This is a genomic window from Paenibacillus sp. GbtcB18, from assembly GCF_019091125.1.
Classification (GTDB): Bacteria; Bacillota; Bacilli; order Paenibacillales; family NBRC-103111; genus Paenibacillus_F; species Paenibacillus_F chitinolyticus.
Genome location: NZ_JAGXJX010000010.1, coordinates 180880 through 189075, shown reverse-complemented (window position 1 = coordinate 189075; position 8196 = coordinate 180880). Strand labels below are relative to the sequence as shown.

6 protein-coding genes are annotated in these 8196 nt (G+C 55.5%); 1 reads left to right on the top strand and 5 read right to left on the bottom strand.

Going from position 1 to position 8196, the window contains the following annotated elements:
- Positions 1–441: 441 nt before the first annotated feature.
- The 4 genes from ligA to KVT34_RS24995 form a co-directional block, all read right to left on the bottom strand.
- Complete coding sequence (gene ligA, locus KVT34_RS25010) at positions 442–2460, bottom strand: NAD-dependent DNA ligase LigA (protein ID WP_217562191.1); 2019 nt, start codon at positions 2458–2460, stop codon at positions 442–444.
- A gap of 41 nt (positions 2461–2501) precedes the next feature.
- Positions 2502–4835, bottom strand: coding sequence for a DNA helicase PcrA (pcrA, locus tag KVT34_RS25005; RefSeq protein ID WP_217562189.1), 2334 nt, complete (start codon positions 4833–4835; stop codon positions 2502–2504).
- Between the two features lie 49 nt (positions 4836–4884).
- Complete coding sequence (pcrB, locus tag KVT34_RS25000; protein ID WP_217562187.1) at positions 4885–5571, bottom strand: heptaprenylglyceryl phosphate synthase; 687 nt, start codon at positions 5569–5571, stop codon at positions 4885–4887.
- Between the two features lie 291 nt (positions 5572–5862).
- Positions 5863–6285: a DUF6130 family protein gene (locus KVT34_RS24995; RefSeq protein ID WP_217562185.1), complete on the bottom strand. Its 423-nt coding sequence runs from the start codon at positions 6283–6285 to the stop codon at positions 5863–5865.
- Between the two features lie 143 nt (positions 6286–6428).
- Here KVT34_RS24995 and KVT34_RS24990 point away from each other — a divergent pair, with 143 nt between their 5' ends.
- Positions 6429–6728 carry a hypothetical protein gene (locus tag KVT34_RS24990; protein ID WP_217562183.1) on the top strand — a complete coding sequence of 100 codons (300 nt, stop codon included), beginning with the start codon at positions 6429–6431 and terminating at the stop codon, positions 6726–6728.
- A gap of 87 nt (positions 6729–6815) precedes the next feature.
- Here KVT34_RS24990 and KVT34_RS32490 read toward each other — a convergent pair whose 3' ends face one another.
- A complete protein-coding gene (locus KVT34_RS32490; protein WP_217562181.1) occupies positions 6816–8195 on the bottom strand; it encodes a spore coat protein in 1380 nt (459 codons plus the stop codon).
- Position 8196 lies beyond the last annotated feature (1 nt).

The window sequence follows — 8196 nt, the reverse complement described above, 5'->3', positions numbered from 1 at the left end:
GAGCCAGGATCAAACTCTCCGATAAAGTTGTGCCAGCCTTACGGCCAGCGGTTTATCTCAAGCTGATTAAGCTCAATTTTAAATCTATGCTGGTTGTAAATTAGTTCTGTTCAGTTTTCAAGGAGCTTACTTAATGTTTGCGTCACTTGCGGTGACAAGAACTAATATTATCAGGCTTTTTAACTATTTGCAACCCCTATTTCAAAAGAATTTTCTTCCAGGTGTTTAATACGGTTGAAAAATGGGTACAGGCATGAAATTTACGCCTCCTAGCCCCTTAAAATGCCCGTGTACGGCTTCCGATTCCTCATAATGACCGGAGCTAGAGCGGGGTGATACCAGTCTGCCGAAGGAGTCCCTCTCACGAACGTCTCCTATATACAAAAGTAGAGACAAGGCCCGTACGACGAGCCTTGTCTCTTGTGTCCAAACGGCGACCAACTACTCTCCAAGCAAAGCAAGAAGCTCCTGTTCGTCATCTATAATGCGGATGCCAAGAGACTGGGCCTTGGCAAGTTTGCTGCCGGCACTCTCCCCGGCGATCACGATGTCCGTCTTCTTCGAGACGCTGCCGGTTACTTTGGCGCCGAGGGCTTCGAGCTTATCCGCCGCTTCGTCCCGGCTCATCGCGCTGAGCGTACCTGTCAGCACGATGGTTTTGCCGAAGAGGGGATGGCTCTCGTCCGCCGCGGCGGCCGGCTTTTCTTCCGCGCGAGGTGTGACGCCCGCCGCAAGCATGCGGGAGATGCTGTCCTGCATGAGCGGATCGCGGAAGAAGCTGTAGATGCTGTCGGCGACGATTCCGCCGACATCCGGCAGCGCGATCAGTTCTTCGATCGACGCCTCCATGACCTTGTCGAGGCTGCCGAGATGCTCGGCCAGCACTTTGGTCGTGGTTTTACCCGTATTCGGGATACCTAAAGCAAACAAGAAGGACGAAAGGTCGCACTCCTTGCTCTTCTCGAACGCGGCAAGCAGCTTGTTGGCTTTTTTCTCGCCGAAACGCTCCAGTTTGATCAGATCGTCATAAGTGAGCCCGTACAGGTCGGCAGGGTCGCGTACACCCACCTCCTGATAGAGCTGTTCCGCCGTCATCACGCTGAACGTATCGATATCCATCGCGTCACGGGAAGCGAAATGAGTAATTCTGCCGATCATCTGAGGCCTACAGCCCAAACGGTTCGGACAGAATAAATGAGCCCCGCGCTGTTCAAGCGGAGTTCCGCAGGCCGGGCAATTTTCCGGGTAAACGATCTCTTCGCCGTCGGTCTCTTCCGTAGCTTTGCCGAGTATTTCCGGGATTACGTCGTTCGAGCGGCGGATATAAACAAGACTCCCCAGAGCATGCTTCAAGTTTTTGCGTTCGATGTCACCGATGTTGTTCAGCGTACAGTTCTGTACGGTCACACCTGCCAGATCGACCGGTTCCACACGCGCTACCGGCGTTATTTTGCCCGTGCGTCCCACTTCCCAGGATACGGATTCCAGAACGGTCGTAACCTCTTCAGCCTCGAACTTGAATGCGATGGCCCAACGCGGAAATTTCTCGGTATAGCCCAGCACTTCTCGCGTACGCATATCCGCGACTTTGACTACCGCGCCGTCGATGAGAAAATCATAATTCAGGCGATTGCTTCCGATTCGCTCCAGTTCCTCCATAACATCGTCGATGGAGTCGAAAAATTTGATGTCGGGATTAACCTTAAACCGGTTCTCTTTAAGAAACTCCACCATTTCCCGATGGTCGTTGAACCGGAGGTTGTCGGAATAGCCTACATTATAGAAGAAGGCGCTCAGTTTGCGTTTCGCCGTTACTTGCGGATTCAGGTTGCGAAGAGCCCCCGCGGCCGCATTGCGCGCATTTTTGAACGGTTCGGCCGCCGTCTGATTGTACTGATCCAAAACGGACAGGAACATCAGGCCTTCGCCCTGTACTTCAATGGTCCCGTCTTTGTACGGAATCTCCAGAGGGACGGAGCGGATGGTTTTTACCTGCTCCAGGATTCCCTCTCCTACTGTTCCGTTGCCACGGGTCGAAGCTTGGACCAGTATCCCTTTGTCATACGTCAAATTGAGGGTGAGACCGTCAAATTTAAGCTCGACGACGAAGGTCGGGTGCGGCAGGGGATTGTCCGGGTTCTGTTTATTGTATTCGCCAACGAGCTTCAATACCCGCGTCAGCCAAGCGTTAAGTCCGTCTTTGTCGCGTGTCTTGTCCAGACTCCACAGCCGGGAGAGATGACGGTGGGGTTCGAACCCTTTCAACAGTTCGCCGCCGACACGCCTTGTAGGAGAATTCGGAAGAGTCACTCCCGACTCCTGCTCCAATTCCACCAGCCGGTCATACAGTTTATCATATTCGGCATCGGTAACTACCGGGCGGTCCAGCGTGTAATAGTTGTAATTGTGCTGCTCGATAGCTTCGATGAGTGTCTTCATCTCCGCAGTGAAGTCGGCCATCTATTTTCTTCCTCTCGTCTCATCTATTCCTTGAATTCGGGTTATTGCTTCGTAATCGGTGCAAATTTGGCCAACAGCCGTTTAACGCCTACGGGCGCCGGGAAAGCGATCTGCAGCTCCGTATCGTCTCCCTTGCCTTTAACCGCCACGATGACACCTGTACCCCATTTGCCGTGGGATACCTTGTCCCCCATCTTGAAGTCTCCAGGCTGGCTTCCCGCTGCCGCAGGGGCCGTACGCGGCGTACTGCGCACTGTAGAGGCCCCCGGAGAAGTCTTGCCGAATGAGGAAGTCTGGCTCCCCCAGGAAGAACCGCCCCCGGCCGATTGTCCGAAGCTTGTGGAGCCGGAGCTGCCGAAGCCGGAGGACGTGCGTCCCCCGAAGCTCGTACCGCCGCTGCGGGACCAGCCGGAGAATGTGCTGCCCCCTCCGCCGGACGAGACGATCTCCATGAGTTCCTGCGGAATCTCTTTGAGGAACCGGGACGGCGGGTTGGTGCTTGTCCGGCCGAAAAGCATCCGCATCCGGGCACAGGAAAGGAACAGGTTTTCTTCGGCACGCGTGATGCCTACATAAGCCAGGCGCCGCTCTTCTTCCAGTTCCTCGTTGTCCGTGGCAGCGCGGCTGTGAGGGAAGACGCCTTCCTCCATGCCGATGATAAAGACAACGGGGAACTCCAGGCCTTTGGCGCTGTGCATAGTCATCAAGACGACCGAGTCCTGAGGTCCCTCATCTTTGTCCATCGTATCTATATCCGCAATAAGCGCGAGATCCGTCAGAAACGCGACAAGGGATTTGTCTTCATTGCGGGTTTCAAACTCGCTGGTAACCGATAAGAACTCGTCGATGTTCTCAAGCCGGGACTTGGATTCCAGCGTATTCTCACGCTGCAGCTCCATCCGGTATTGGCTCATTTCCAGAACCTTCTCGGTAAGTTCCGTGACGGACAAGTAGTCCACCATCCGGTGAAGGTTATGGATCATATCCCGGAAGTCCGCAAGCGCGTTGCGCGTTCTCGCCGAAATTTCCAGTGATTCCACTTCATCGAGCATGGCGAACATGGAGATTCCCCGTCTGGCCGCGAAATCGGCCACCTTATCCAGAGTAGTATCCCCAATTCCCCGTTTAGGAACATTCACGACCCGCGTCAGACTGATATCATCGTCCGGATTGGAGATAAGTCTTAAGTAAGCCAGAATATCCTTGATCTCTTTGCGGTCGTAGAACTTGACGCCTCCCACGATCTGATAAGGAATATCGGATTTAATTAAAATTTCCTCGATGACCCGGGACTGGGCATTTGTGCGGTACAGGATCGCGTGATCTCCGTATTTTTGTGCGGAACCGACGTTCTTATTTATTTCACCGGCAATAAAATATCCCTCGTCATGCTCGGAATCCGCCTGGTATACCCGAATTTTGCTGCCTTCGCCTTTGTCGGTCCAGAGATTCTTGGCTTTGCGGCCCGTATTGTTGCCGATCACCTTGTTGGCCGCCTGCAGAATGGTCGAAGTGGAGCGGTAATTCTGCTCCAGCAAAATGGTCGTGGCGTTCGGATAATCTTCCTCGAAGTTGAGAATGTTCGTGATATCCGCTCCCCGCCAGCGGTAAATGGATTGGTCAGAGTCCCCTACAACACAGAGATTCTTGGATTTGTCCGCCAGCATCTGGCACAGCATATACTGGGCGCGGTTCGTATCCTGATACTCATCCACGTGTATGAAGCGGAATTTATTTTGATAAAAGTCCAGAACTTCAGGCACATCGGTAAAAAGCTGGATCGTCGCCATAATGAGATCGTCGAAATCCAGGGAGTTGTTGCTTTTGAGTTTTTTCTGGTACAGGGTATAGACTTTGGCCACCAGACCGTCAAAATAATCCCCGATCTTCTGTTCAAAGCGCTGAGGGGTAACCAGTTCGTTCTTGGCTGTGCTGATTGCGGCCTGAACGGCTTTGGGCTCGAATTTCTTTGTATCGATGTTGAGCTCTTTCATGCAAGTTTTAATAACGGATAATTGATCGCCGGAATCCAAGATGGAAAAATTCGAAGTGAACCCGATCCGGTCGATATCGCGGCGGAGAATCCGCACGCACATGGAGTGGAACGTGGAGACCCAGATGTCGTTAGCGGACGGGCCCACAAGCTGTTCGACCCGTTCACGCATTTCGCGTGCGGCTTTGTTGGTAAAGGTGATGGCCAGAATGCTCCAAGGGGCCACCCGTTTCGCTCCGATCAAATACGCGATTCTGTGGGTCAGCACCCGGGTCTTGCCGCTCCCCGCTCCCGCCATAATGAGAAGAGGCCCTTCGGTCGCTTCCACGGCTTTACGCTGCTGAGGGTTGAGCTTCTGAACGGCTTGCTGTATATCAATCATGAAATTACCTTCCTTCCACGGCCGACCGGCCGAAACCGATCCCCGCTTGTTATATCAACGCCCGCACTGTTTCCAGCGCCCGGTCCAAATCTTCATATATAAGGTTGCCGACCACAATCGTATCGGCGGCTTCGGCCGCCAGCTTCGCTTTCTCAGGGCCGTCAATGCCGCCGCCGTAGAAAAGCCGAGTGCCTTCGAGGACACGTCTCGTCCTTCGAACAAGCTCCATATCGCCGAAAGTTCCGCTGTATTCCACATAAAAAATGGGCAGCCGAAGCAGATGCTCCGCCATGCGGGCATAAGCCACAACGTCACGCTCGGTCAGGTCCGTACGGGCTGCCGTCACTTTCGCGGCGGTAGATTCCCCGTTCAGAATGACGTAACCTTCGACTAGAATTTCATTCCAGTCCATGATAGCCCCGTATTCTTTGAGCGCCTCGTGATGCCGTCCGAGAATCCACTGGGGATCTCCGGCATTGAGCACCATCGGGATAAAAAACAGGTCAAAGCCCGGCACAATCGCTTCCGCATCGGACACTTCCAAAATGCAGGGCACTTCAAATCCGCGTATCCGGGCAAGCAGATCCACGGTATTGTCAAACGTTACGCCGGACGAACCGCCGACAAGAATGGCATCGGTGCCGGACAAGCAAATACGCTCCAGAGCCTCGTCGGATATTTCCCGGTCGGGATCGAGCTTAAAAACATGTTTCCAGGTTGAGCTGTCTACGATCAAAACGTTTCTTCCCTCCGCTCAAGCATAGGCGTAAATAAGCCGCCTGTCTGCACTTCAATACCCTCAGTCTATGCTACGCGTCCGGGTGTGTCAAATCAGGAAACAGACCTCTTTTTATTATAAAACAGGAATGTACGTTCGCGAAAGAGGAACTTCTATTTTGAGAGGTGGGAGTGAGAGGAAGCTCGCGTTTGGAGCCCGGAAAAGAAAAAAAGAAACCGGCCCGAACGCGAGGTTCGTCCGGCTTCGGCTTCGGGGATACCCGGTTATGTAGGCCTTGAAAGATCCCGATTACTTTTTAATTGTTACATCGAATACTTTTTCCACATTTAAAGGAACATGATCATTCTGCTGGAGGGACAGTTTGATCGTATGCTTGCCCGGAGGGATGTTTTCCAGACGGACCGGGGCGTCTGTCTTCAGCATCGCTTTCTGAACGCCGTCCACGTAAATGTGGAGGTGGCCTTCTCCTTGTTTGGGCGCCGCGCCCATGCTGTCGCCTGCGATTTTCAAGTTGCTGACCTTGTAGGAAATAACGGCGGATGTGCCTTCCTGCGTTAAGGTTGCGTCGATAGTCGGGGCCTCGCCTGAAACGGCCGAACTGCCGACCTGTTCCGATTTGTTCTGGAAGCCGCATGCCGTTAAGGCTCCGCTGCAGGCAAAGATAAGGAGAAGCATGAGCACAAAAGATCGTTTACCGCTTATTTTACGCATGATTTAGACACTCCTTCGGTTAATAAAATGGCCGGGAGGGACATCCCTGTAACTTGTATATGTGGCGCAATGAGGAAACATGCCAGTATCTTCGGCAAGGGTATACTGTAAACGGCGAAACGCACCGGAAGGGAGAGGCGGATATGGTTAAAAAGAGAGAGCAGGGAACTTGCGAATTATGCGGACGCCACGAGGTGAATCGGACCGAGCATCACTTGACTCCGAAGGAAAAAGGAGGCACCTTTCTGCCTACGGCAATGCTTTGCATTCCTTGCCATAAGCAGATTCACGCCCTGTTTACGAACGAACAACTGGAGCGGGGGCTTCATACGCTTGATGCACTGCGCAGTGATGAACGGATGCGGGCTTTCCTGAAGTGGATCCGCAAGCAACCACCGACGTCACTTCCACGAATCCGCAAGTCCCGGGAATTACGGCAATAAAAAAACGCCTTTCGAGGAGGCGTTTTTTTGAGGATGTTACTATCGGGAGAGGCGCCGGCGGCAATTGGAGAACCGGGGGCAGTGCCGTTAACTCTGCGGCCGGTAAGCAGGCGGCCTGCCGCCGTCCTCTCCCCTATACGGGGAGTTGTAAGGCTGCTGGGCAGGCGGCGCCGCGGGTGGCGTCGAGCCGGACTGCTGCGGCTGGCGGGCGTAAGGCTGCCCGTAGCCCCGGGGCTGGCCGGCAGAGTAAGCGCCTGCCGCGGGCTGACCCGGCTGTGGCCGGGACTGGCCGTAAGGCTCCCGGGCCGATACGGGGGCCGGAGCCGGACTGCGGAAGCCGCCGTAGGACGACGAAACCGGCGGCTGCCCGTAGGCCACAGGCTGTGCTGCTGCGGCAGGCGTGCCGTAAGGCGCCGCTCCGCCTTTGGCAGGACGGCCGTACGGGGAGCGCGGAGCTGCATACGGCGCGGGAGCCTGCTGCTCGGGCGCTGTGGAAGCAGGCACGCCCCCAAAGCGCGACGGGGACAGCGGCGCGGGCGTCGTGCTTGCCGACGGTGCGAGGGTCGGCTGCTCAGGCGCTACGGGCGCAGGGGCGCCTCCGAAACGCGACGGGGACAGCGGCGCGGGCGTCGTGCTTGCTGCCGGTGCGGGAGCCGGCTGCTCAGGCGCTGCGGGCGCAGGCGCGCCTCCGAAGCGCGACGGGGACAGCGGCGCGGGTGTGGCGCTTGCCCCCGATGCGGGAGCCGGATGCTCAGGCACCGCGGGCGCAGGCGTGCCTCCGAAGCGCGATGGGGACAGCGGCGCGGGCGTCGTACTTGCTGCCGGTGCGGGGGCCGGCTGCTCAGGCGCTGCGGGCGCAGGGGCGCCTCCGAAACGCGTTGTGAGCGCGGGCGTACCCGTTTCCGCTGCGTCCGCGGAAGCGGACTCTTCCTCATCCGATACTGACGGCTCGGAATAATAGACGTCCCCGTATGAAGAATCATAGACGGAAGACGAGGAAAGAGAAGAGTAGTAATCGGGACGCTCTCCGAATATTTCAAGCTCTTTCTCTTCATATGTAGGAAGCTCTGGGATGGTTTCATCCTCCCCGAGAACTTGAAAAACCGCTTCCGGCGACTCCCCCGTTTCAGCTTCTTTCGCTTCTATTCCCGCAAAATCTTTCCGGATAGCGGCTTCCAGCTCGGAAAGCGCCCGGTCATGGCTGGCAATTTCCTGCAGCACGTCTTCCCCGCTGGCGTTTTGGACCTTCTTCTTGTCCCCGCGATCGGCGAGGAGCCTGTACAGCTTATCCTGATCGTCCAGCGTCTGCTGGAGAAGCTGGCGGTAAAGAGCGCGAATGCCAGGCTGCCGGGCATCCCATGCGGCCGATGCATATCTGGACGCAAGCCTTTTAAAATCGGCCATCGTCCGTTCGGCAGTCTCCCATTGTTTCTCTCCTGCTTGATCCGTTTGAAGTTCCTGTTTCATT